This is a genomic window from Streptomyces sp. NPDC030143, from assembly GCF_055573695.1.
The window spans coordinates 20,044-42,175 of the sequence record NZ_JBVIAY010000021.1; the positions used below are offsets into that span (position 1 = coordinate 20,044).

Below are 22,132 nucleotides of genomic sequence, written 5' to 3' on the forward strand. Positions count from 1 at the left end.
CCGCGCGAGGCGGACAGCCGTTTTCGCTGTGGTTGCTGTGGTTGCTGTGGTTGCTGTGGTTGCTGTGGTTGCTGGTGCTGGTGCTGGTGCTGGTGCTGGTGCTGGTGCTGGTGCTGGTGGTGTGGCCAGGGCTGGGCCGTGGCGTGGTCGTGGAGGTCGCCGTGCGGCGCCGCGATCCGGCGGACCGGTGCACGGGCGCGGGCGCGGGCGCAGGGGGCGGTCGTGGGGCGTGGGGCGGTCCGCCTACGCCGCCGCGCCGGCGGCCGCGGGCAGGACGGGCCAGCCGCGTCGGCGCGCGTGCTCGGCCAGGACGGGGTCCGACCCGACCATGCGGGGGTTGCCGACCAGGTCCAGCATCTCCAGGTCGCTGGAGTGGTCGCCGTACGCGAAGCAGTTCTCCGGACGCACGCCCAGATCGGCCATCGTCTCGCGGACGCCCCGAGCCTTGTTCGGGCCGATCATCGGGCGCGACACCTCTCCGGTGAGGACCCCGTCGGCGTCCGTCAGCGGCTCGGTGCACAGCACGCGGTGGGCGCCGAGTTCCTCGGCGAGCGGGTCGAGGACGCCGCGGAAGGAGCCGGACACGAGCACCACCGCGTGGCCGGCGGCGCGGTGCTCGGCGGCCGCGCGCATCGTCGCGGCGACGAAGGCGTCGGGGCGCCGGCGGTACTCCTCGTACCAGGCGTGCCCGGCGTCGAGGAGTTCGGCGAGGGTGCGGCCGGCGAACCGCCGGTAGTAGGCGCGGTTGATCTCGCTGCGGTCGACGCCGGCCTCGGCCCTGGCTCTGGTGTCCGCCCACTCCGCCGCGTACGCGCTGCCGTCGTCGTCGCCGTGCGCGGCCAGCCAGTGACGCCGGAACTCGAACATGCTCTTGACCGTGATCAGGGTCTCGTCGACGTCGAAGAACGCCGCGGACGTGAAGGCACGGGTGGTCTCCATGGTGGGGCGTGGTCCCTTCTGCTGGCGGTTCCGTTCGATGGGGCGTGGCAGGTGACGCGGGCCCTGTCAGCCGCCGTACAGACCCTCGCGCAAGGCGCGGGCGACGGCCGTCGTGCGGTTGGGGCAGTCCAGCTTGGCCAGGACGTTGGCCACCAGCCGCTTCGCGCCGTGCTCGGAGATCAGCAGGCGGCGGCCGATCTGCTTGTTGCTCAACCCGTCCACCATGAGGTCGAGGGTCTGGCGTTCCCGCGGAGTGAGCCGTGGCAGCGGCCTGGTCTCGGCCGTGACCCGGGCGGGCGCGAGCAGCCGCCGGGTCAGCCCGGCCGGCAGCGGCACCTCTCCCCGTGCCGCCCTGAGCATGACGTCGTGCAGGGACTCGGGGCTGAGGTCGCGTACCGCCAGGATGCCGGCACTGCGCACCGACGCGATCCGCTCCAGGTCCGCGGTCTCCTCGTCGTCGACGAGCAGCAGCACCTTCGGGTCGTCCGGGCCGAGCGACGCGAGGGCCTCCGCCGTCTCGGCGTCGATCTCGCCGGCCGACAGCAGCAGGAAGGCGGCCCCCGAGCCGCGGGCGTCGCTCACGGCACGCGCCGACTCGGGGTGCGACCGCATGCCCTCCACCGCGGGGGCGGACTGCAGCATCCGTTCGATGCCGTAGCGCTGAAGGTCGTTTCTCAGCCCCAGGACGACGGCGTAGGCCGGGGCTGCTTGAAGCTGACTTGTCTCTCGGCTCCACACGGCTGCGATCCCCCATCGCTCTCACAGGCTCCGGGCCGAGGGCGGCGCGCCGATCGGCCTGACGCCATCATACACAAACAAATACCTTCGGGAAGGTTTTTTACGCCGGAGTACATGGCCGACTACGAGCTTGAACGCCTGACCACGGAAACATACCTTTGAGATGGTATTTTTCACGGGGGGCCGACACGAGGAGGTGGGATGGTCAAACAAGACCGTGCGCGCCGGACGTACGAGGTCATCCTCGACGCGGCGGCCGAGGAGTTCGTCACCCTCGGATACACCCGGACGACACTGAGCGGCATCGTCGCTTCCACCGATCTGACCAAGGGCGCCCTGTACGGGCACTTCTCCTCCAAGGAGGAGCTCGCGCGGACACTGATCCGGCACGGTGCGGGGATGTGGCAGCGCGTGCTCGCCGAGACCGACACCGCCCGGCTCACCCCGCTGTGCACCCTGCGCGCCTTCACGGTGACCCTCACCTGCGAGGTCTGGGCCGACATACGGGTGCGGGCCGCTTTCCGGCTCGCGTTCGAGCTGCCGGACGGGCGGGACGGCCGGCTGCTCGACCAGGTCTGGGACTTCCTGGTGCGCAACGCCGAGCGGGCGCAGGCCGCCGGTGAGATCCAGCCGTCCCACTCGCCCGAGTCCGTGGCGCAGTTGGTGCTGTCCCTGGTCTTCGGCTTCCAGCACGTACCGGCCCCCCACCGCGACCTGCCCGTCCGGGACCGGATCGAGGCCCTGTGGCGCCTCGTGACCGCCGCGCTGCGCACCCCCGCCGCCGCCACGAGCTGCCCCGTCTGACCGGCCGTGGCCCCGGGCAGACGGAAGGGAGCGCCCCCTACGGGGCGCTCCCTTCGTGCGTCGCGGGCCGGCGAACCGGCCGGCCGGCCACGACCCCGCGCTCACCGCCTCACCACCGCGAGGAGAGGTTCGCGACGAGACGTTGCGAGGAAACCTTCGCGAGGAAGCCTCGCGAGGAGACCTTTAAGAGGAGACGTTCGCGCGGAAGTCTCCGCGAGGAGCCGGCGCCGAGGAAACCCTCGTAGAGGGGCCCTCTCCACCGGCTCCGGCATCCGTCCGTCCCGGTACCCCTACGCCCCGTCGGGCCGGCCGGCTGCGCCCACGGCCGCTCCGAGCACGGCCTGCGCGTAGGACATGGCGGACGGGTCGAAGCGGAGCATCCCGTGGGTCGACGCCGCCTGAACGTCCCGCCAGCGGCGCTGCACCGGGTCGCCCTCGGCCTGCCCCTCGGTTCCGCGGGCGCGGAACAGGCGGTCCACGGCCCGCACGCACATCTCGACGGCGGCCACCACGTCCCGTACGTTCTCCGCCACCGTCAGTCCGTCCGCCCCGGCCCGGTCCGCCCGCACCGCGGCCGCCTTCATCAGCAGCTCGGCGGCGCGCAGCTCGGCCGACGACCGGGCGAGGACCTGCGCGATCCGGGGCACCCCTCCTGCCGCCAGCCCGTCCGGGACCACACCCACCCACTCGGCGAGCGCGCCGCGGGTGGCGCCGAGCACGGGCCCGGCGAACATCAGTGCCGCGACCAGCGGGTACGGGACGCTGTGGCAGCGGGCCGCCCCCGCCTCGCGCGGCCGCAGCAGCCGCTCCCGCGGCACGGTGCGGTGGACGGGGACGAACGCCCGGTCGACACGGACGGTGTTGCTGCCCGTCCCGCGCATGCCGAGGGTCTGCCACGTGTCCAGCACCGTGCAGTCCCGCACCGGTACGAGGAAGAGGGTGGACACCGGGGTGCCCGGCACCTCGGCCCGGGCCGCGAGCAGCACCCAGTCGGCGAAGTCGGCCCCGCTGACGTTCGGCCACTCCCCGGTGAGCTCCCAACCACCGGGCACCGCCCGGGCGTCGAGCACCGGCGGCGCGACACCGGCCGCGATGCGGGTGTCGGGGGAGGTCGCCCACAACTCCCTGCGGGCGCGCTCGGGGAGGTAGGCGGCGAGCCGTCCGTGCGCCGCGAACAGCGCCGCGACCCAGGCCGCGGAGGTGCAGCTCTCGCCGACCCGCGCGGCGGCGGACACCAGCGTGGTGAACGAGCCCGCGACCCCGCCGTGCTCACGGGGTACGAAATGGCGGTTGAAGCCGGCCCGGGTGATCTCGGCGATCACGTCACGGTCGAGCCTGCGCCGCCGGTCGGCCTGCGCCGCCCGCGGGCCCGCGACCCCGGCCACCCGGGCGGCCCCGGTCGCCAGCCCCTCCGCCCGCCCCCCGCCGAAACCCGCGGCTCCGAAGGAACCGCCGAGCCCGGCGGGCCGCCGTACCCCGGCGACGTGGCCGACGACCCCGGTCATCCGCCGTTCCCCGGCGACGTGGCCGACGGCCCCGGTCACGGGTCCGTCCGTGGCCGGCGTCCGTACGCCCGCCGTTTGCTCGGCGACCGAGGGAGCCGGCGCCACCGCGACCGCGGTCGCGGTAGCACGGCCACCGCCCCCTCGCGCCGGACGTACGCCGCCGACGAACGCGGCGATCCCGTCTCCGGTCGGACCGGCCGGCAGCCCCGAGGGCCCGGCCGCACCGCCGTGCCGAGCGGCGCCGCCTACGCCGCCGACGAACGCGGCGATTCCGTCTCCGGTCGGCCCGGCCGGCAGCCCCGAGGGCCCGGCCGCACCGCCGTGCCGAGCGGCGCCGCCTACGCCGCCGACGAACGCGGCGATCCCGTCTCCCGTCGGCCCGGCCGGCAGCCCCGAGGGCCCGGCCGCACCGCCGTGCCGAGCGGCGCCCTCCTGGGGGACACCGCTCTCCGTGCCCGTCCCGGAAGCCGCACCTCGCGGCGTCACCGCGGACGTCACCGACGCCGTCCTCGTGCCGCCCGTCATGCCGCGCTCCTCGCGCGGGCCGGGCGGGAGGCGAGCTGCGCGTCGGCGTTCACCGGCGTCCAGTGCGCCCGGGCCGTGGCGACGACCCGCTCGTGCTGAACGGCCGCCATGCGGAGCACCACCGCGCCGCCCTCCGCGGACCGGCGGACGACGAGGCGGACCGGGGCGTGCAGTTCGCAGTACGCGGCGAACTCGACGGCGCCCCGGGACATCACCCAAGCGTGCGCGCGATCCGCGGACGGTCCGAGCGCGGCCCGCGAGGTCTGACGGAACGCCTCCAGCAGAAGCATGCCGGGGACGTGGTCGCTGGGGTGGTCGAAGAAGACGGGGTGGGTCTGGTCGACATGCAGAAGAAAGGTTCCTGCAAACTCTCCGTCACCCGACTCCTCGTCACCCCACGCCCCGGTGGCCGTGAGGTCCTGACCCGCTCCCGCGGGCCCGGCCACCACCACGTCCGCGGCGCTGTCGCGGCCCACCCGGGTGGGTGCGAGCAGCCGGTACCCCGCCGGCCCGCCGCTGCCCGCCGGCCCGCCGCTGCCCGCCGGGGTGCCGTCGGCCTTCGGGGTGCCGACTCCCGCTCGGCCGCCGCCTCCCGCCGCGTCGCCGCTCCCCGTCGCGTCGTCGCCCCTCGTCCGGTCGGGGGCTGTCGGCTCGACGCCTCCGAGGCCGCGGCTGCGCACCGCCGCGTAGCGGTCCGGGTGCACCGCCTGCCAGGACACGCTGCCCTCGGCGCGGACCTCACCGCCGGCCAGCAGACGGGCGTCGAGGCTCATGACCGTCCGGCGCGGAGTGCGGCGCGCCGTCTCGCGGCAGGTGACCTCCAGGACCGGGGAGGCGTCGGCGTCCTCGTCCGCGTCCGCCCCCTCGTCCGGCACGACCGCGCGGAAGTCGAGTCCGCAGAAGATGAAGGGGTGCTCGAGAGGTACTCCGTAGAAGCGGTGGGAGAGGTAGATCGCGGCCTGCCGCAGCCCTTCCACGAACAGCGTCGAGTCGGTCGCCGCCGCCACGTCGGACCGGTACAGACCGTGTCCGGCCGGCTGTCGTAAGGCGAGGTAGAAGTGCCCCGGGCGCACGCGCACCGCGTCGGTCAGCAGCACCTCGCGCGCCGCGGTCTTGTGGACCAGTCGTTGCGGAACGATCCGCTCCAGGTCCGGTCCGTGCCCACCCCCGTGCGCACTCGCCATCAGCACGTCAACACTCATTCTCGCCCCCAGTGAGATGGATGAAGCAGACGCTGAGCACAAGCTGTCGGCGGGACCCGCGGCCCCGCCGAGGAAGAAATATACCTTCGAGAAGGTATATTGCAACGAGGAAATCTGACATCCTCGGAAGGGCGGCCGAATGACTCAGTCCGCTTGACGACGTGCGCAAACCACCGGAAAGCGAGCACCACCATGACCACCACGTCGACACCCGCAGATGACACGGAACAGCGCCGGCCGATGCAGAAACGTGCGGTGCGGACCCGTGAGAAGGTGCTCGACACCGCGGCCCGGCTGTTCGCCGAGCGTGGCTACAGCGCCACCTCAGTCGTCGACGTGGCCGAGCGGGTCGGCATGACCAAGGGCGCGGTCTACTTCCACTTCAAGAACAAGGAAGCCATGGCCGTGGCCGTGGTCGAGAGCAACTACCAGCTCTGGCCCGACATCCTCGCCGAGGTGCGCGCCGAGGGGCTCGATCCGCGGGAGACGGTCTTCCGGCTGCTGGACCGCACCGCCGAGGCGTTCCGCGGCGAGCCCGTGGTGCAGGCGGCCACCCGGTTGCAGTCCGAGCGGTCGCTCATCGGCACCGCGCTGCCCGAACCGTACGTCGGCTGGATCAGGCTGCTCACCGAGCTGTTCGAGGAGGCGCGGCGGGAGGGCCTGCTGCGGGAGGGCATGACGCCGCGGGCCGCCGCCCACCTCATGGTCGCCTCCTTCTACGGCGTGCAGCACATCTCCGACGTCCTGCACCAGCGGATCGACCTCATGGACCGCTGGCAGGAACTGCGCGACGTCACGCTGGAGGCGATCCTGCCGCGCCCGCGCGACGAGAAGCAGGTGTGAGCCGCCCGGGCGGATCCGTCCTGGCCGGTTCGTCCCGGGGATCCGTCCTGGCGGGTGTGTGCCGGTGGGGCCGTCCCGGCGGGTCCCCCGGTGGCCGGGCGGCCGTGCCGCGCCCGCCGGGTGGGTCCGCCGGGGGCGCGGGCGTTGCGCGCGGGTCCGGTCGGCCCGCCGGGGGCCGGGCGCCGCGCCCCTGTCCGGGTGCGTACGCCGTGGGCGGCACCCCCACCGTCGTCCTGAAGTCGCGTACCAGGTGGGCCTGGTCGGAGTAGCCCAGTTCGGCGGCCAGGGAGGCCCAGTCGACGGCTGCCGTGGTCTCCGCCCGTTCCAGTGCCTCGTGGATGCGGTAGCGCAGGACGACCCACTTCGGGCCGACCCCCACGTACGCGGCGAAGAGGCGTTGCAGCAGTCGTACCGAGACGCCCTCCGCCCGTGCGAGCTCCGCGACGCGGCGGATCGCGCGGTCGGCGCGGACGCGGTCGACCAGGGCCATCGCCTGCTCGGCCCGGGGGTCGGGGCGGGGGTCGAGGGACAGCAGGAAGGTGTCGAGGGCGGCGACGCGGGCGTCCTCGTCGTCGGGGGAGAGAACGGGCTCCGGATCGGCGTCCGGGAGGCGGACCCGGCGGCCCGTCCAGTCGCCGACCGGGTGGGCCGGCGCGAAGGGGCGGAAGCCGCCCGGGCGGAACTTGATCCCGCACACCCGCCCCCTGCCGGCCAGCTTCTGGGTGAAGAGACCGAGGCCGATGCCGGCGAGTTCGGCGAACGGGGCCTCGCCCTCGTACCGCTGGAACACGATGTTGACCGACGGGTGGGGGACGACGTGGGAGGCGTACGGCTGCTCCAGGTCCCAGTCGATCAGCCAGTAGTGCTCCAGGTAGGGCCGTAGCGGCTCGGCCGGTTCGCGGCGGCGGAAGCGGACGCGCGCGAGGAGTTCCGCGGCGTCGACGATGCCTCGGGTGTCACGGCGGGGGGCGGCCATGGGGCGATCGTAGGGCGGGGCACCGACAGCCGGGGGTACCCGGGAACAGGGGGTCCGGGGCGGTTGTTCAGCGGTATAGTTGAACAGTCAACCATTTGGAGGGTGAGCGACCATGCAGTTCGGGATCTTTTCGGTCGGCGACGTCACGCCGGACCCCACCACGGGCCGTACGCCGACCGAGCGCGAGCGGATCAAGGCCATGGTCGCCATCGCGCTGAAGGCCGAGGAGGTCGGCCTCGACGTCTTCGCGACCGGCGAGCACCACAACCCGCCCTTCGTGCCGTCGTCGCCGACCACGATGCTCGGCTACATCGCCGCGCGCACGGAGAGGCTGATCCTCTCCACCTCCACCACCCTCATCACCACCAACGACCCGGTGAAGATCGCCGAGGACTTCGCGATGCTCCAGCACCTGGCCGACGGGCGCGTCGACCTGATGATGGGGCGTGGCAACACCGGCCCGGTCTACCCCTGGTTCGGGCAGGACATCCGCCAGGGCATCAACCTCGCCGTCGAGAACTACGCCCTGCTGCACCGGCTGTGGCGCGAGGACGTCGTCGACTGGGAGGGCACGTTCCGCACACCGCTCCAGGGCTTCACCTCGACGCCCCGGCCGCTGGACGGGGTCCCGCCGTTCGTCTGGCACGGCTCCATCCGCTCCCCGGAGATCGCCGAGCAGGCCGCCTTCTACGGCGACGGCTTCTTCCACAACAACATCTTCTGGCCGGCCGACCACACCAAGCGGATGGTCGAGCTGTACCGCGACCGGTTCGCCCACTACGGGCACGGCACCCCCGAACAGGCCGTCGTCGGCCTCGGCGGCCAGGTGTTCATGCGCCGCAACTCCCAGGACGCCGTCCGCGAGTTCCGGCCGTACTTCGACAACGCCCCCGTCTACGGGCACGGCCCGTCGCTGGAGGACTTCACCGAGCAGACTCCGCTGACGGTCGGTTCCCCGCAGCAGGTCATCGAGAAGACGCTGTCCTTCCGCGAGTACGCCGGCGACTACCAGCGCCAGCTGTTCCTGATGGACCACGCGGGCCTGCCGCTGAAGACCGTCCTCGAACAGCTCGACCTGCTCGGCGAGGAGGTCGTGCCGGTGCTGCGCGAGGAGTTCGCCAAGGGCCGGCCGGCCGGCACGCCGGAGGCACCGACCCACCGGTCCCTGCTCGCCACCGCCCGGAAGGAGACCGTCGCATGAACCTCGTCGTCGTCTCGGCGGGACTGAGCGTCCCGTCGTCCACCCGGCTGCTGGCCGACCGGCTGGCCACCGCCGTCGGCCGGAACACCCCGGTCGAGGTGCAGGTCGTCGAGCTGCGCGAACTGGCGGTCGAGATCGCCCACCACCTCACCAGCGGGTTCCCCGGCAAGGCCCTGGCGGCCGCACTGGACGCGGTCACGGCCGCGGACGGGCTGATCGTCGTCACCCCCGTGTTCTCGGCGTCCTACAGCGGGTTGTTCAAGTCCTTCTTCGACGTGCTCGACAAGGACGCGCTGACCGGGAAGCCCGTGCTGGTCGCGGCGACCGGCGGCAGCGCCCGGCACTCGCTCGTGCTGGAGCACGCGCTGCGCCCCCTCTTCGCCCACCTGCGGGCCGTCGTGGTGCCGACCGCGGTGTACGCCGCCTCGGAGGACTGGGGCGCCGAGGGGCTGCCCGAGCGGATCGAGCGGGCGGCCGGGGAACTGGCCGGGCTGATGAACGGACTGCCGGCGGCCCGTCCCACCCGGGACACCCTCCCGGTGGTGCCGTTCGAGGAGCGACTCGCGGCACTGAGGGTGTGACGGCCGTCGGGGGTTGCGGCGTCGCGGGTGTGACGGCCGTCGAGACCCGCGCCGTCTCCGGTCTGACGGCTGACGGCTGACGGCTGACGGCTGACGGGGGTCGCGGCGTCGTGGGTGCGACGGCCGACGCGGCTCGTGGCGCCGCGACGGAACGGCGGGCGGGGCTCGTGGCCCGTGAGGCCCGTGACGGCACGGCGGGCGGGGCTCGTGGCGCCGAGCCGACGGTGAGAGCCCAGTAAGAAGGGCCCCCGGGGGACCCCGGCCGCCGCACAACCGACAGGGGCCTTGGCAGACTGAGGAGCGTGCCTCCCACCGTGCTGCTCGCCGAAGACGACCGCGCCATCCGCCACGCCCTCGAGCGCGCCCTGACCCTGGAGGGCTACGAGGTCACCGCGGTAGCCGACGGCGTCGAGGCACTCGCGCACGCCCACCGCACACCACCGGACGTGCTCGTCCTCGACGTGATGATGCCCGGCATCGACGGCCTCCAGGTCTGCCGGGTGCTGCGCGCCGAGGGCGACCGCACGCCCATCCTCATGCTGACGGCGCTCGTGGAGACCGCCGACCGGATCGCCGGCCTCGACGCGGGCGCCGACGACTACGTCGTCAAGCCCTTCGACGTCGAGGAGGTCTTCGCCCGGCTGCGCGCCCTGCTGCGCCGCACCGCGCCCCCGGCCCCCGCCGAGGTGGTGCGGCCGGCACCTCCGTCGGAGCGGTTCGTGCAGGCCGCCGGGCTGCGCATGGACCCGCGGGCGCGGCGGGCCTGGCGCGGGGAGCGGGAGCTGGAGCTGACCCGCACCGAGTTCGAGCTGCTGGAGCTGCTCGTGCGCAACGCGGGCATCGTCCTCGACCACTCCACCATCTACGACCGCATCTGGGGCTACGACTTCGGCCCCGGCTCCAAGAACCTCGCGGTCTACGTCGGATATCTGCGCCGCAAGCTGGACCAGCCAGGCGCCCCGCAGCTGATCCACACCGTGCGGGGTGTGGGTTACGTGCTGCGGGAGGACTGAGGAGCGCGGCATGGGCGGCCTGCGCGGATGGCCCTCCGGGCGGCGGGGGCGGCTCGCCTCGCTCAGCACCACCTTCGCGGTGTCCTTCGCGGCGGTGACGGCCGCCGTCACGCTCCTCGTCGGCGTCCTGTCGTACGGGGCCGCCGCCCGGCTGGTGCGGGTGGACCAGGAGTCGGTGTTCGACGAGGTCGTGCAGGACCTGCGGGACGAGGTCCGCGACCGGGCGATGGTCCCGGAGGACTTCTCCTCGTCCGCGCCCGGCCACGACATCGTGCGGCCGGCCCGGACCGACGTCCAGGTCCTCGGCCCGGACGGCGCGGTCGTCGACCCCGGCAACCCCGGGCTGCCCGTCAGGGACGCCGACCGCGAGGTCGCCGCCGCCACGACGGCCGGGCGGATCACCGAGCACGAGGACGTCGACGTCGGCAGCGACGTCTACCGCGTCGCGACCGTCTCCCTCGGCGGCGGCCGGGGCGCCGTGCAGGTCGCGCAGGAGTTCAGCGACACCGAGGACCTGCTGCGGGCGCTTCAGCAGCGCACGATCGTGCTGATGCTCGCGGTCGTGACGGGCGCCGGCCTGTTCGGCTGGTGGCTGGCCCGGCGCATCACCCACCGCCTGGTCATCCTCACCACCGCCGCCGAGGACGTCGCCCGCACCCGCCGGCTCGGTGTGCAGGTCCCCGTCACCGGCCACGACGAGGTGGGCCGCCTCGGCCGCGCCTTCGACCGCATGCTGGGCCGGCTCGCCCAGTCGGAGGAGGACCAGCGCCGTCTGGTCCAGGACGCCGGCCACGAACTGCGCACCCCGCTGACGTCCCTGCGGACCAACATCTCCCTGCTGCGCCGCATCGACGAACTGCCCCCCGAGACCCGCGACGAACTCGTCGCCGACCTCGGCCAGGAGGCCCGCGAGCTGACCGACCTGGTCAACGAGCTGGTCGACCTCGCCGCCGGCCAGTCCGACACCGAGCCCCCGCAGCGGATCGACCTCGCCGACCTCGCCGAGGACGTCGCCGGGATCGCCCGCCGCCGCACCGGCCGGCGCATCCTGGTCCGCGCGAGCGGCGACACCACCACCGACGGGCGGCCCGGGATGCTCCAGCGGGCGCTGTCCAACCTCGTGGAGAACGCCACCAAGTTCGACCGTGGGGGCCGGACGCCCATCGAGATCAACGTCGCCGGCCCGGCGCGGCCCGGAACCGTCCGCGTCGAGGTCCTCGACCGCGGCCCCGGCATCACCGACACCGACCTCACCCGCGTCTTCGACCGCTTCTACCGCGCCGCCGACGCCCGCTCCCTGCCGGGCTCCGGCCTCGGCCTGTCCATCGTCCGGGAGGTGGCCCTCGCCCACGGGGGAGCGGCGTTCGCCTCCCGGCGCGAGGGCGGCGGATCGGTGATCGGGTTCACGGTGGGCGCGGGCTCGGGGGCCGACGATGTCATCGGCTGACGCCCGGAGCGGACCCCCGGGGACGACGGCGACGCCGGGCGACACGGGGAGCGGACCGGGGGCGGGCGGTGCCATCGGCCGAGGCCGGGCGCGGGCCGGGGGAGGGGCAGACGGCGTCAGCGGCCTCGGCTGAGGCCGGGCGTGAACCCGGGAACCGGCGGCGGCATCGGCTCACGCCGGGCGCGCGGACCCGGAAGCCGACGCCGTCACCGGCTGATGTGCGGCGCGCCCCCGGGGGGACTGACGGCGTCGTCAGGTGAGCAGTTATGCGTATGCATATGCGTGTTGCGGAGGCGTGCGGACGGCGATGAGCGCCGCCGACGAGGAGGGGAGCGGACGCGTGCTGAACGACCGGGAGGCCGCCGCGCTGGCGGCCGTCGACGAGGAGGCCGTCGGACGGGCGCTGCTGGAGCTGATCGCGATACCCGGCGTCGGCGGAAGCCCCCGGACGGTGGCGCTCACGGTGCTGCGGACGGTGGGGGTGAAGTGAGGGGGCGACAGCGCGGCCGCCGGCCGGCCGGGTGCCCTCCGCGTCGGCGGTTGCGGCATCCTGTCCGCGGGGGACGGGGGCGGCCCGTCCGGCGAGGGACGGGTGAACGTACGTGACTTCTCGGCGGCTGCGGCATCGTCTCCGCGGGGGAACCGGGGCGGCCCGTCCCGCAGGAGAAGGGCGGGCAGGAGAAGGGCGGGCAGGAGAAGGGCGGGCACGCGTGACCACCATCGCCGTGACGGGGCACACCGACCTCACCGAGGACAGCGTCCCGCTGATCCGCGCGGCCCTGGACGACCTGCTCGCGCGGTACACGCGGGACGGCGACCTCGTCGGCGTCTCCTGCCTCGCCGCCGGCGCCGACTCGCTCTTCGCCGAGGCCGTCCTGGCGGCGGGCGGCCGGCTGACGGTCGTCGTCCCCGCCCGGGATTACCGCCGCACCAAGGTCGAGCCCGCGCACGCCGTCCTCTTCGACCGGCTCGTCGAGGCCGCCGACGAGGTCCTGGTCCTGCCCCGCGACCGGTCCGACCGGCGGGCGTACGAGGCTGCCAACGCCGTACTCGTCCAGCGCGCCGACCGCTTCGTCGCCGTCTGGAACGGCGAGCCGCCCAGCGGCCGACGCGGCAGCACGGCCGACGCCGTCCGCGACGCCCGCGCTGCGGGACTGCCCGTGGAGGTGGTGTGGCCGCAGGGGGCGGGCCGCAGGGGCGTCCCCCCGGAGCGGACCGAGTGACCACCCCGGACGGGCGGCGCCCCGCCCCTCCGCCGGGACGACACACCCCGCCCCCTCCACGCCGGGACGACACACCCGCCCCTTCACTCCAGGACGACACACCCCCGTCCCTCCAGCGCGGCCACCAGCGCCGGTGCGGGTGCGCACGGGTTCCAGCGCAGGTCCAGCTTCTCCAGGGCGGGCAGGCCGAGGAGCCAGTCGGGCAGCCGGGTGATCCGGTTGCCGCGGACGTCGAGGTGGCGCAGCCGCGGCAACTCCGCCAGAGACGGCGGGAGTTCGGTGAGGGCGTTCTCCCGCAGGTCCAGGTGGCGCAGGTCGGCGAGGCCGGCCGTGGACGGCGGGAGGCCGGTGATGTCGTTGCCGCGCAGCCACAGTTCGCGCAGCCGGGAGAGCCGGCCGAGGGCGTCGGGCAGGGCGGTGAGCCGGTTGTGCTGGGCGCGGAGCTCGATCAGGCCCGTCATCCCCCCGACGGCGTCCGGGAGTTCGGTGAGCGCGTTCTCACCGACGTTGAGGTAGCGCAGCCGGGACAGCCCGCCCAGCGTGTGCGGAAGGCGGGTGAGCCCGTTGTCGTGCAGGTAGAGGAAGCCGCTGAGGCCGGTCAGGTCGCCCAACGCGTCGGGGACCGAGGTGAGCAGGTTGTGGCCGAGGTCGAGGGTGGTCAGCCGTGACAGGCGCCCGATCCGCGGGGACAGGTCGGTGAGGCCGTTGTCGGCGAGGATCAGCACCTCCAGATCCGTGCGGTCCCAGACCGACTCGGGGACCGCGCCGAGCTGACCCCGCCAGAGGTTCAGCACGCGCGGCCCGTCCTGCGGCAGGGACTTGGCGAGGACGACGCTGTCGTGGTCGGTGACGGGCCGGTGCGACGACCCCGCCGGGGCGTAGCCGCGCCGCCGGTACCAGGACACGAGTTCCCGTGCCGTGGACGGGGTGTCGATGACGACGTGCCGTGCGCCCAGCGCCGCGATCCGCGACTCCGCCCACGCGAGGAGCCGCCCGCCCAGCCCGCTGCCCCGCAGCGAAGGATCCACCGCCAGGTGCCAGAACGAGCCCGCCCCCCGCGGCCCCGGACACCCCTCCGGGGCCTGGTGCGAGCCCGACACCGTCACCGTCCCCACCAGGGCGCCCCCGGCGTCGACCGCGACCCAGCACTCCCCCTGCCCCGGTCGGGACCGGGTGTCCTCCACACTCGGGCAGGAGGCGAGGAAGGTCCGGCCCGCGGCGGCGTGGTCGGCGTAGGCGCGATGCAGCAGCGCGGTCAACTCCTCCACCGAGTCCGGCTCCTGAAAGCGCCTCAGTTCGGTTGTCTGCGTCCGGTTCTCAGGTGACGCGACGGCATCGGTACTCATGACGGCAGTCAACCCCATCCGGGCCCACGGACATCGGTGACCCGGACCCGGGGGCGGGCGGCGGGGGACAATCCGTACTTCCGCACGACGATCGACGCCCGGATGCGAGGATGAGGCGCCATGACGGCAGGGTGGTGCACGCGCACGGTACGGGCCGCGGTGTTCGCGGCCGTGTGCGTGCTGCTCGCCGCCCTGGGCCACGTCCTGATGTCCGGCGCGCACGTGACCGCGTGGGTGCTGGCCGCCGCAGTGGCCGGCACCGGCGCCGTGGGCTGGTGCCTGGCGGGCCGGGAGCGGGGGCTGCCGCTGGTGGTGGCCGTCGTGGTTGCGGCGCAGACGGCGCTGCACCGGGCGTTCTCGCTGGCGCAGTCGGCGTCCGCGGTGGCACCCCGGGACGGCGTGGGCGGCGGGGACGCGGCGGGTCCCCCGGCCTCGCGCATGGGCGACGCGATGGACATGGCCCACATGTCCCACCCGGGGCACACCGGTCACGCCGCCGCGGACCACACGGGCCATCCCCTGCTCGGCGACGGCTCGTCGTCGTTCGGCATGCTCGCCGCCCACCTCCTCGCCGCGCTGCTCACCGGCCTGTGGCTGGCCCACGGCGAGCGGGCCGCCTTCCGGATGCTGCGGGCCGTGGCCGGATGGCTTGCGGCCCCGCTGCGGCTGCCGCTGGCGCTGCCCGTCGCCCCCGATCGCCCCCGCAGTCGCGTGCGCCGACCGCGCTCGGACCGGTCGCCGCGGTGTCGTCCTCTCGTCCACGCGATCACTTCTCGGGGGCCGCCCGTGGGGACGGCTGTCGTCTAGGGCGCGTTTCGAGAGCAGTGTCGTCGGCCCGGAGGCCGGGCCGGACGGGGCTTTCGAGACACGCCCTGGGGCAGCCGGTTCGCCCGGGGCCGCCCGTGTGCGCCTCGGGCCCCGGCCGTACGCCCGCGCGGGCTCTGCGGTGGCATCACGCCGCCGGACCGCCGCGCCGTAGGGCCCGACACCCCATTCACCGGACCGCCCGCGCCCTCGCGCGCCCCGGTCCGGACCACGGATCCGAGAAGGACACCAGGTGATCACGTCTGCCCTGCCCACCTCGCACGGCGCGAGGACCGGAACCGAGTCGCTCGACGAGTCGATCACCGCCTGGGCGCTGGCCGCCCGCGGCGGTGACGCCGACGCCGTCGAGCGGTTCGTGCAGGCCCTGCACCGCGACGTCACGCGGTACGTCGCCCACCTCTGCGCCGATCCCCAGGCTGTGGACGACCTCGCCCAGGACACGTTCCTGCGTGCGCTCGGCAGCCTGCACCGCTTCGAGGGCCGCTCATCCGCCCGCTCATGGCTGCTGTCCATCGCCCGCCGGGCCGTCGTCGACAGCTACCGGCACGCGGCCGCCCGGCCGCGGCTGTCGGACGTCCCGGACTGGCAACTGGCCGTCGAGCGGGCCCAGCCGCGGGGCCTGCCGGGCTTCGACGACGGCATCGCCCTCCTGGACCTGCTGGCGGTCCTCCCGGACGACCGGCGGGAGGCGTTCGTCCTGACCCAGTTGCTCGGCCTCCCGTACGCGGAGGCCGCCGAGGTCAGCGACTGCCCGGTCGGCACGGTCCGCTCCCGTGTGGCCCGCGCCCGGGCGACGCTGACGACCCTGCTCGACGCGGAGGAGTCCGCCGCCGCCCTGGCGACGGCGGCCTGACCCGGCCCCCGGGAGGCACGTGGACGACACCGACGGCGCGGTGGGAGGCGCTCCACCGCGCCGTCGCCGCTACCGCTACCGCTACCGCTTCGCGCGACCGGTCCCGCTGCGGGCCGGGGCCGTCAGCAGGACCAGCCCCACCGCGAGGACGACGAGCCCGCACCGGGAGGCGACGGGAAGGCGTTCGCCGAGGACGACGACGCCCAGCACCGCGGCGACGGCGGGCTCGGCCAGCGTCAGCGCCGTCGCCACCGACGCCGGGGTGCGGCGCAGCCCGTGCCCGAAGAGCCGGTAGGCGAGACAGACGGTGAACAGGGCGAGGTACCCGGCCACCGTCGCGCCGCGAGCGGTGGCGAGCCAACGCATGTCGACGGAGGCGAAGAGCGGCAGGACGAGCAGCCCGGCCGCGCCGAACAGCACGCCCATGACGGCGTCGGAGGAGTGCCCGCGGGTGATGAGCCCGCCGCCGACCAGCGAGTAGGCGGCGTACGACAGCCCCGCCGCCGCGGCGAGCGCGACGCCCGTCAGGTCCGTCGGCGTGCCGTGTCCGGCGAGTCCGGGACCCAGCACCAGGAGGGCGCAGCCCAGCACGGCGGTCGCGGTGGCGCAGGTCCAGCGGGCGGTCGGGCGGGCCTGCCCGGTGATCCAGGCCAGCAGTCCGGTGAACACGGGTGCGCTGCCCAGCGCGGTCACGGTGGCCACGGCCACGCCGGTCCGCGCAACGGCCGGGTAGAACGTGACCGGATATCCGGCCACCGCCAGCGCCCCGAGGAGGAGCAGCCACCGTTCGGAGCGCGTGCAGGCGGCGGGCAGGGAGCGGGCGCCGCGAGAGGTCAGGAACAGCAGGATGCCGCCGAGGGTGAGCCCGGCGCAGCCGATGGCCGCCGCCGGCGCGGCGGCCGGCGCCGTGGAAGCGGCGGTCCCGGTCGTCCCCCACAGGACGGCGGCGACGAGGATGGGGGCGGGTCCGCAGAGGAGTCCGGCGCGGGCGGGGCGCGGGCCGGCGGGGGCCGGGCGCGCGGGAGTCGGAGGGGTCGTACGGTTCGGCACAGTCGTGGATCTTCCGTCGTCGTATGCGTCAGGGACCGGGTCCGGAACGGACGCACGACGGGAACCCCTGGCCACCCCGCGGGTGGCCGGGGCCGGGGATCAGAACCACCGGTGCCCGCGCCCGTTCAGGCGCAGAGCGGCGGCAGAACGACGTGCCAGTAGGTGTTCACCCCGCGAGGGTACCCACCCGCGCCGTGCGGCACTCGACCACGACGGAGCCCGTGACGCGGGGGAGCGGCTGTACGGACGGGCGAGGACCGTCACGAGGCCGCCGCCCGACCGGCAGACCCGGGCTCATGTGCCCTGTCATGTGCCCTGGAACGGAGCAGGGCGCATACAGACGGTGATCGGGCCGGGGTCCGTGGATGATGTGGACGACCTCCATGACTCCGACTTCAGGGAGAGACAGTGCTGGTACGCCGACAGCGCGTGATCACCTCCGAGCAGTTCCACGACGCGACGCTGGTCTGGAACTACCACCAGATGGGACACGAGCTGCGCCCGTGCTCGGCGGCGATCGGACTGGGCAGCCATGATCCGGGCGTGGCCACCACTGCCGCTGATCTGTACCACGCCGGCCTTTTTCCCGTCGTGGTGTTCAGCGGCGGCAACAGTCCCACAACCCGTGCCCGTTTCCCGCGAGGCGAGGCCGTCCACTACCGCGAGCACGCGCTGAGCCTCGGCGTGCCGGACGACGCGATCCTGGTCGAGCCGAAGGCCGCGAACACCGGCCAGAACATCGCCTTCTCCCGCGAGTTGTTGGCCGAGGCCGGCATCGGGGTCGAGTCGCTGCTGCTGATCTCGAAGCCGTACATGGAGCGCCGTTCGTACGCGACCTGCCGCAAGCTGTGGCCCGAGGCGGAGGTCGTGTGCGCTTCGGAGCCGCTGGAGTTGGGCGACTACATCAAGTCGATCGGCGACGAGAAGCTCGTCGTGGACATGCTGGTGGGCGATCTGCAACGGGTGATCGAGTATCCGAAGCTCGGCTTCGCCGTGGAGCAGGAAGTGCCGGCGGATGTGTATGACGCCTACGAGCGACTTGTGCGGGCCGGGTTCGACAGCCGTCTCGTCACTGACTGACGGCGACTCGGTCCCGAAGGTCTTTGACCATGACCGCGAGCAGCGGTGCGTCGGCGAACGGCCGTTGCTCGCCGACCTTGGTGTATCCCCATGATTCGTAGAGCGCCTGCACCTTGGGGTGGGTTACGTCGACCAGGAGTACGGCGAGGTCCTCTGTACGTTCCTTCAACAGCGCTTCGTGGAGGCGTTCGGAGATGCCCTGTTTGCGTCACTGAGGCCGCACCATGAGTTCGGACACCGCGTAGGTGGAGGTATAGCCGTTGCCGGGCGCGTAGTCAGTGGAGCGCCACCACTCCCGGCCGGGGCTGAGCGGGGCGCCGTAGGCGAAGCCGGTCGGCTCGTCTCCGTCGTACGCCACGACGCAAGTGAAGTCCTCCATGCTTGACCAGTGGTCGACGAACCAGGGGAATCGCTGGTTGAAGGGGTCGTCCATGGCGTCGGCGTAGGCGTCGTCGTGCACGTCGCAGTTGCCGGAAGCTCTCGGGGAGGTTCCCGTGCTGGAAGTGACGCAGGTCGATCACGTTCAGCTCCATTCGGTACGTAGGCGGTCTGCCCATTCGCGTGCGTAGGTAGTGGAAGGGGCCAGGACGAGCAGGTCTCGGTGGAAGTCGCCGATGAGGGTGCGCATACGGCCGGGGAGGGGGTCGCCGTCCATGATGGTGAAGACGTCGGCGGCTGTCACCGTGGCTCCTGAGACAGCCGCCACCGACGGGCACCGGCAAGCACCGCAAACCCCGGACACTGTCCCCGTGAGTCGAGGAGGCCGGTCCCCGTCCTGCTGGGCGTTCCCCGTCACGGAGTTGATCGGTCCCCAGCGGTCGGCCGGGACCGTGACACATCGGTACCGCCGGAGAAGCAACTGTGCCCTGGCCGCCTGGCGGCCCCTCCCCGGCACGGAAAAGGGCGAGGCCCGAAGACCCCGCCCGACCCCTGCAAAACTGTGGCTCAGGGCCACACCAGGCAATAAGGCTGATGCCCCGCCTCATGCAACCGATGGCTGAAGTCCTGCCACTCGTGCAGCAGTTGGTAGACGTTGAACGCGTCCCGGGGGCCGCCGCGGTCGGGGACCGTCGACCAGATGAAGGCCGCCGCGCCCACGGCCTCCTCGCCTATGTCGCGGAGGGGGTCGACGACCGTCATGGGGAGTTTCACGACCGCGTAGTCGGGGTGCAGGACGACCAGTTCCAGCGGGGGCACCTTGTGCAGGGGGACGCCCTCGATGCCCGTGAGGACCATCGCCGCCATCGTCTCCGGCTTGATCTTGGTGAACATGCCGTTCATGCCGAGCTCGTCGCCGCCGAGTTCCTCGGGGCGCATCGAGATCGGGACGCGGGCCGCCGTCGCGCCGTCCGGCGCGCCGAAGTACTTGTACGTCACCCCCACCCGACCACCATTCCTGCTCCCCGCCCGGAGGCGGTCGACCCGGCGGTCGATACGCCGATCGATCCGCTCCGGTTCACCCGGTCCAGCCTGTGCCTGACGTGCTTCCGTACTCTCCGCAGTTTCCTCCGCGTCGCGCCGGTGCCTTCCCCGCCGGGCACGTCGAGGACCCAGGTCGTCAGTCCCCTCGCCCAGTCCGCCACCGCGATGCATATCTCCACCCGACTGCTTTTCTAGGACGCGTGGCCCCCGCCGCGCAACCCGATCATCGTGTCAGTGACCTCCCCCACGGCCGCCCGCCGAAACGTGCGGTGAAACACCTGTCCGCAGGGATCTTCGCAGCCCTTCGACCCGATCGTCGGTGTGAGCTGCGTCTACCTGCCACAGTTTCGCAGATGGCGGACGCGCGGCGACTGGCCGTCCGGTCAGCACGGGTCCGTGGCGTCGGCGGCCCCGCCGGCCGCGACCGGCCCTGGCCTACCCTGAGGATGTCACTGGCAACCCCAGTCCCAGAAGTCGGAGAAGGTCGGAGTAGCCGCAGGTCATGAGCGAATTGCCCTATTCATACGATGCGCCCGTCTCGCAGGCCCTGTTCGACCGTGCGGCCGCCGTCACGCCAGGGGGCGTGAACTCCCCGGTGCGTGCCTTCCGGGCCGTGGGCGGCACGCCCCGGTTCATGGTGTCCGGGAAGGGTCCCTACCTCACCGACGCCGACGGGCGGGAGTACGTCGACCTGGTCTGCTCGTGGGGGCCGATGATCCTCGGACACTCCCACCCGGAGGTCATCGCGGCCGTGCAGGAGGCCGTCGTCCGCGGTACGTCCTTCGGCACGCCCGGTGAGGGCGAGGTCGCGCTCGCCGAGGAGATGGTCGAGCGGATCGAGCCCCTGGAGCAGGTGCGGCTCGTCTCCAGCGGGACCGAGGCCACCATGTCCGCCATCCGGCTCGCCCGCGGGTTCACCCGCCGCACCAAGGTGATCAAGTTCGCCGGGTGCTACCACGGGCACGTGGACTCGCTGCTCGCCGCGGCCGGCAGCGGTGTGGCCACCTTCGCGCTGCCCGACACCCCCGGTGTCACCGGGGCCCAGGCCGGCGACACCATCGTCCTGCCGTACAACGACCTCGAGGCCGTGCAGGAGGCGTTCCACCGGCACCCCGGGGAGATCGCCTGCGTCATCACCGAGGCCTCGCCGGGGAACATGGGCGTGGTGCCGCCGCTGCCCGGGTTCAACCAGGGGCTGAAGGACGCCTGCGCGAACAACGGCGCCCTGTACATCTCCGACGAGGTCATGACCGGCTTCCGTACCAGCCGCGCCGGCTGGTACGGCATCGACGGCGTCCGGCCCGACCTGATGACGTTCGGGAAGGTGATGGGCGGCGGGTTCCCCGCGGCCGCCTTCGGCGGGCGGGCCGACGTGATGGCCCACCTCGCGCCGGCCGGGCCGGTCTACCAGGCCGGCACCCTGTCCGGGAACCCGGTCGCCACGGCCGCCGGGCTCGCCCAGCTCCGCCTCCTCGACGACGCGGCCTACGCCAGGGTCAACGCGACCTCGGAGCGGATCCAGGCGCTCGTCTCGGAGGCGCTGACCAAGGAGGGTGTCGCGCACACCCTGCAGAGCGCCTCCAACATGTTCTCCGTCTTCTTCACGGACCGGCCCGTCCGCGACTACGAGGACGCCAAGGCGCAGGAGTCGTTCCGCTTCACCGCCTTCTTCCACTCGCTGCTGGCGAACGGCGTCTACCTGCCGCCGTCGTCCTTCGAGTCCTGGTTCGTGTCCACGGCCCACGACGACCGGGCCATCCAGCGGATCGCCGACGCCCTCCCGGCGGCGGCCCGAGCGGCGGCGGAGGCCACCGAATGAGCAGCAGCGACATCACCGTCGTCCACGTGGTGCGGCACGGCGAGGTCGCCAACCCGGACGGCATCCTCTACGGCCGGCTCGCCGGCTACCACCTCTCCGAGCTGGGCCGGCGGATGGCCGACCGGGTCGCCGAGCACCTCGCCACCCGGGACGTCACCTACGTCTGCGCCTCCCCGCTGGAGCGGGCGCAGGAGACGGCGACGCCGATCGCCAAGTCGCACGGGCTGGACCTCGCCACCGACGAGCGGCTCATCGAGGCCGGCAACGTCTTCCAGGGCAAGACGTTCGGCATAGGGGACGGGGCACTGCGCCGGCCCGAGAACTGGCGGCACATCTACAACCCGTTCAGGCCATCCTGGGGCGAGCCCTACATCGACCAGGTGGTGCGGATGATGGGGGCGCTGGAATCGGCGAAGGACCGGGCCCGGGGCCACGAGGCCGTGCTGGTCAGCCACCAGCTGCCGATCTGGATCGTGCGGTCGTACGTGGAGCGGAGGCGTCTGTGGCACGACCCGCGCAAGCGGCAGTGCACGCTCGCCTCGTTGACGACGTTCACGTATCAGGGCGACCGGATCGTGTCCGTCGGGTACACCGAGCCCGCCCGTGACCTGGTTCCCCCGCATCTGCTCGCCGGGGCCAGGCCGGTGAAGGGGAAGGGCAGGGCCTTCGGGGCGTAGTCGCCCCCGGGCTCTCGCCCCCGGGCTCTCGCCCCCGGGCTCTCGCCCCCGGGCTCTCGCCCC

At 73.5% G+C, this 22,132-nt stretch carries 20 protein-coding genes and 3 pseudogenes; 13 read left to right on the forward strand and 10 right to left on the reverse strand.

Going from position 1 to position 22,132, the window contains the following annotated elements:
• Positions 1-243: 243 nt before the first annotated feature.
• Both ACZ4YY_RS29260 and ACZ4YY_RS29265 read right to left on the reverse strand, forming a co-directional pair.
• Positions 244-939, reverse strand: a complete 696-nt coding sequence (locus tag ACZ4YY_RS29260) for an HAD family hydrolase (protein WP_468296828.1) — start codon at positions 937-939, stop codon at positions 244-246.
• 66 nt (positions 940-1,005) lie between these two features.
• Complete coding sequence (locus tag ACZ4YY_RS29265) at positions 1,006-1,677, reverse strand: LuxR C-terminal-related transcriptional regulator (RefSeq protein ID WP_468296831.1); 672 nt, start codon at positions 1,675-1,677, stop codon at positions 1,006-1,008.
• A 201-nt stretch (positions 1,678-1,878) separates the two neighbouring features.
• On the opposite strand from ACZ4YY_RS29265, the gene ACZ4YY_RS29270 reads away from it, so the two are divergent.
• Positions 1,879-2,481 (forward strand): TetR family transcriptional regulator, encoded by a 603-nt coding sequence (locus tag ACZ4YY_RS29270; RefSeq protein ID WP_468296834.1) that lies wholly within the window; start codon positions 1,879-1,881, stop codon positions 2,479-2,481.
• Between the two features lie 290 nt (positions 2,482-2,771).
• Here the strand turns inward: ACZ4YY_RS29270 and ACZ4YY_RS29275 are convergent, their stop codons facing one another.
• Positions 2,772-4,025, reverse strand: a complete 1,254-nt coding sequence (locus ACZ4YY_RS29275; protein ID WP_468296836.1) for an acyl-CoA dehydrogenase family protein — start codon at positions 4,023-4,025, stop codon at positions 2,772-2,774.
• Positions 4,026-4,507: 482 nt separating this feature from the next.
• Positions 4,508-5,695: an AfsA-related hotdog domain-containing protein gene (locus ACZ4YY_RS29280; protein WP_468297182.1), complete on the reverse strand. Its 1,188-nt coding sequence runs from the start codon at positions 5,693-5,695 to the stop codon at positions 4,508-4,510.
• Between the two features lie 258 nt (positions 5,696-5,953).
• On the opposite strand from ACZ4YY_RS29280, the gene ACZ4YY_RS29285 reads away from it, so the two are divergent.
• Complete coding sequence (locus tag ACZ4YY_RS29285; protein ID WP_468296839.1) at positions 5,954-6,556, forward strand: ScbR family autoregulator-binding transcription factor; 603 nt, start codon at positions 5,954-5,956, stop codon at positions 6,554-6,556.
• Between the two features lie 199 nt (positions 6,557-6,755).
• Here the strand turns inward: ACZ4YY_RS29285 and ACZ4YY_RS29290 are convergent.
• Positions 6,756-7,532, reverse strand: a pseudogene (locus ACZ4YY_RS29290) (DUF6597 domain-containing transcriptional factor); the annotation flags it as partial.
• A 112-nt stretch (positions 7,533-7,644) separates the two neighbouring features.
• Here ACZ4YY_RS29290 and ACZ4YY_RS29295 point away from each other — a divergent pair.
• The 6 genes from ACZ4YY_RS29295 (at position 7,645) to ACZ4YY_RS29320 (ending at position 12,997) form a co-directional block, all read left to right on the forward strand.
• Positions 7,645-8,733: an LLM class flavin-dependent oxidoreductase gene (locus ACZ4YY_RS29295; RefSeq protein WP_468296842.1), complete on the forward strand. Its 1,089-nt coding sequence runs from the start codon at positions 7,645-7,647 to the stop codon at positions 8,731-8,733.
• Positions 8,730-9,314, forward strand: coding sequence for an FMN reductase (locus ACZ4YY_RS29300; RefSeq protein ID WP_468296844.1), 585 nt, complete (start codon positions 8,730-8,732; stop codon positions 9,312-9,314). The genes ACZ4YY_RS29295 and ACZ4YY_RS29300 overlap by 4 nt, the downstream gene beginning before the upstream one ends.
• 302 nt (positions 9,315-9,616) lie before the next feature.
• On the forward strand, positions 9,617-10,327 hold the full coding sequence (locus tag ACZ4YY_RS29305) for a response regulator transcription factor (RefSeq protein ID WP_468296847.1): 711 nt from the start codon (positions 9,617-9,619) through the stop codon (positions 10,325-10,327).
• Positions 10,328-10,337: 10 nt separating this feature from the next.
• The gene (locus ACZ4YY_RS29310) at positions 10,338-11,774 is read left to right on the forward strand and encodes a sensor histidine kinase (RefSeq protein ID WP_468296850.1); all 1,437 of its coding nucleotides are present in this window, start codon (positions 10,338-10,340) and stop codon (positions 11,772-11,774) included.
• Positions 11,775-12,081: 307 nt separating this feature from the next.
• On the forward strand, positions 12,082-12,264 hold the full coding sequence (locus ACZ4YY_RS29315; protein ID WP_468296853.1) for a hypothetical protein: 183 nt from the start codon (positions 12,082-12,084) through the stop codon (positions 12,262-12,264).
• A 220-nt stretch (positions 12,265-12,484) separates the two neighbouring features.
• Positions 12,485-12,997, forward strand: coding sequence for a hypothetical protein (locus ACZ4YY_RS29320; RefSeq protein ID WP_468296856.1), 513 nt, complete (start codon positions 12,485-12,487; stop codon positions 12,995-12,997).
• A gap of 83 nt (positions 12,998-13,080) precedes the next feature.
• Here ACZ4YY_RS29320 and ACZ4YY_RS29325 read toward each other — a convergent pair whose 3' ends face one another.
• On the reverse strand, positions 13,081-14,265 hold the full coding sequence (locus ACZ4YY_RS29325) for a GNAT family N-acetyltransferase (protein WP_468296858.1): 1,185 nt from the start codon (positions 14,263-14,265) through the stop codon (positions 13,081-13,083).
• A gap of 198 nt (positions 14,266-14,463) precedes the next feature.
• Here ACZ4YY_RS29325 and ACZ4YY_RS29330 point away from each other — a divergent pair, with 198 nt between their 5' ends.
• Positions 14,464-15,150, forward strand: a complete 687-nt coding sequence (locus ACZ4YY_RS29330; protein WP_468296861.1) for a hypothetical protein — start codon at positions 14,464-14,466, stop codon at positions 15,148-15,150.
• Positions 15,151-15,400: 250 nt separating this feature from the next.
• Complete coding sequence (locus ACZ4YY_RS29335; RefSeq protein WP_468296866.1) at positions 15,401-16,021, forward strand: sigma-70 family RNA polymerase sigma factor; 621 nt, start codon at positions 15,401-15,403, stop codon at positions 16,019-16,021.
• An 81-nt stretch (positions 16,022-16,102) separates the two neighbouring features.
• Here the strand turns inward: ACZ4YY_RS29335 and ACZ4YY_RS29340 are convergent, their stop codons facing one another.
• Complete coding sequence (locus ACZ4YY_RS29340) at positions 16,103-17,071, reverse strand: EamA family transporter (protein WP_468296869.1); 969 nt, start codon at positions 17,069-17,071, stop codon at positions 16,103-16,105.
• Positions 17,072-17,554: 483 nt separating this feature from the next.
• On the opposite strand from ACZ4YY_RS29340, the gene ACZ4YY_RS29345 reads away from it, so the two are divergent.
• A complete protein-coding gene (locus tag ACZ4YY_RS29345; protein WP_468297186.1) occupies positions 17,555-18,151 on the forward strand; it encodes a YdcF family protein in 597 nt (198 codons plus the stop codon).
• On the opposite strand, the pseudogene ACZ4YY_RS29350 reads toward ACZ4YY_RS29345, so the two are convergent.
• From ACZ4YY_RS29350 to ACZ4YY_RS29360, 3 genes and pseudogenes are all read right to left on the reverse strand, one after another.
• Positions 18,141-18,684: pseudogene (locus tag ACZ4YY_RS29350) on the reverse strand (GNAT family N-acetyltransferase). The gene ACZ4YY_RS29345 and the pseudogene ACZ4YY_RS29350 overlap by 11 nt on opposite strands.
• Positions 18,675-18,839 (reverse strand): annotated as a pseudogene (locus tag ACZ4YY_RS29355) (XRE family transcriptional regulator); the annotation flags it as partial. The pseudogenes ACZ4YY_RS29350 and ACZ4YY_RS29355, both read right to left, overlap by 10 nt.
• Before the next feature lie 257 nt (positions 18,840-19,096).
• On the reverse strand, positions 19,097-19,744 hold the full coding sequence (locus ACZ4YY_RS29360) for a hypothetical protein (protein ID WP_468296872.1): 648 nt from the start codon (positions 19,742-19,744) through the stop codon (positions 19,097-19,099).
• Positions 19,745-20,075: 331 nt separating this feature from the next.
• Here ACZ4YY_RS29360 and hemL point away from each other — a divergent pair, with 331 nt between their 5' ends.
• Together hemL and ACZ4YY_RS29370 are read left to right on the forward strand one after the other, a co-directional pair.
• Positions 20,076-21,392, forward strand: coding sequence for a glutamate-1-semialdehyde 2,1-aminomutase (gene hemL, locus ACZ4YY_RS29365; RefSeq protein ID WP_468296875.1), 1,317 nt, complete (start codon positions 20,076-20,078; stop codon positions 21,390-21,392).
• Positions 21,389-22,069 carry a histidine phosphatase family protein gene (locus ACZ4YY_RS29370; RefSeq protein WP_468296878.1) on the forward strand — a complete coding sequence of 227 codons (681 nt, stop codon included), beginning with the start codon at positions 21,389-21,391 and terminating at the stop codon, positions 22,067-22,069. Before hemL ends, ACZ4YY_RS29370 begins: the two co-directional genes overlap by 4 nt.
• Positions 22,070-22,132: the final 63 nt, after the last annotated feature.